General features: G+C 48.4%; 2 protein-coding genes and 1 pseudogene. 1 reads left to right on the top strand and 2 read right to left on the bottom strand.

Features of this window, described 5'->3' with window-relative positions; all coding sequences use genetic code 11:
• Positions 1–120, top strand: a pseudogene (locus ACR2PX_RS22990) (IS701 family transposase); the annotation flags it as partial.
• Here ACR2PX_RS22990 and ACR2PX_RS22985 read toward each other — a convergent pair.
• Both ACR2PX_RS22985 and ACR2PX_RS22980 read right to left on the bottom strand, forming a co-directional pair.
• The gene (locus ACR2PX_RS22985) at positions 82–480 is read right to left on the bottom strand and encodes a hypothetical protein (RefSeq protein ID WP_434001683.1); all 399 of its coding nucleotides are present in this window, start codon (positions 478–480) and stop codon (positions 82–84) included. The pseudogene ACR2PX_RS22990 and the gene ACR2PX_RS22985 sit on opposite strands and share 39 nt — an antisense overlap.
• Before the next feature lie 190 nt (positions 481–670).
• Positions 671–1077: phytase (locus ACR2PX_RS22980; RefSeq protein WP_434001682.1), on the bottom strand; the 407-nt coding region annotated here is incomplete at its 5' end.

Here is a 1077-nt window from a genome sequence, read left to right as displayed (position 1 = left end):
TTTCGTCTTGAGGTTTTGTCTAACAAGCTCAATTTGAACCACTTTGAGTTGCGAGCGAAGCTTTATCTTTCAGCGCTGACATCATCGTTCCAAGAACTTCAGTCGATGAAGGGTGCGTAACATGAGTGACGTAAGCTTGAATTGGTCTTCAGAGAACTCGGAGGCCTGCACGGAACCACCAACATTCCATAGGCTGAATGAAGTGAGTGAGCCACTGCTTAGCTTGAGCGTATCCTTGTGCTCGGGATCAACACCGCCATTATCCAAAGAGGCAAAGAAAACGGTCCCCTTGTAGGGAACTACCCCGACAAGATAACCTTCAGCTCCCAGGTGAGATCCGAGAATGCCTTCACACGGCATTGAGCCCGTCGTTACTTCCACATCGGACCGGGTTGAATTCCCGCCATTCCCAATAGAAGCAGCCTTGGCTACTGAGAAACCAGACAGACACAGAGCAGCAAACAACAATACTCTCTTCACGGGGATACACCTTCATCAGTTTTATGATTTTGAGAATACTAGTTCATATTCATTATTCTGCTGATTCCTGTGAGCTAAAAGTTGAAATAAAAAGGAGTTATGAGGGAGAAGCTGAAAGGTGGGTAATGCCGGGTAAACTGGAATCCGTTAACCCGGCTCTTTTGGCAATGTTACATCAGTGAAAGAAGATTCAGTCGAGCTTCAAAGCCACCTGAATCGACTTCCAGGGTATGTATTTGAAGTTCTGAGGACTGGAAGGCATATGATTCCTGCCATCCTGCACCACCAACATTCCTTCTGAGAAAACACCACCAAGGTTGGCACTGCTGACATCCAGACCATCGGTTTCAGAGGTGCCATCGATCCCTTTGGCTGCATTCAATCCGACACGGAACGAACCCCGGTAAGCAAAAGGCTTTTCAGTATCGAAGACCGCATAACTGTCATTACCCTGACTGGAAACGACCAGGTAAGACTGCTGCTCCTGAGCATACACCGCCATGCCTTCAACATCGTCCACCAGCGCACCACCAACTTTAGCGACAGACTCCAGCTTAACGCCGTCGTCTTCGTTAGCACCAATCACCCAGACACCGG

It is taken from the genome of Endozoicomonas sp. (assembly GCF_051008435.1).
In the GTDB taxonomy this organism is placed as follows: domain Bacteria; phylum Pseudomonadota; class Gammaproteobacteria; order Pseudomonadales; family Endozoicomonadaceae; genus Endozoicomonas_A.
Note: the sequence above shows the minus strand (reverse complement) of the source record. Positions and strands in the feature narration are given on the sequence as shown.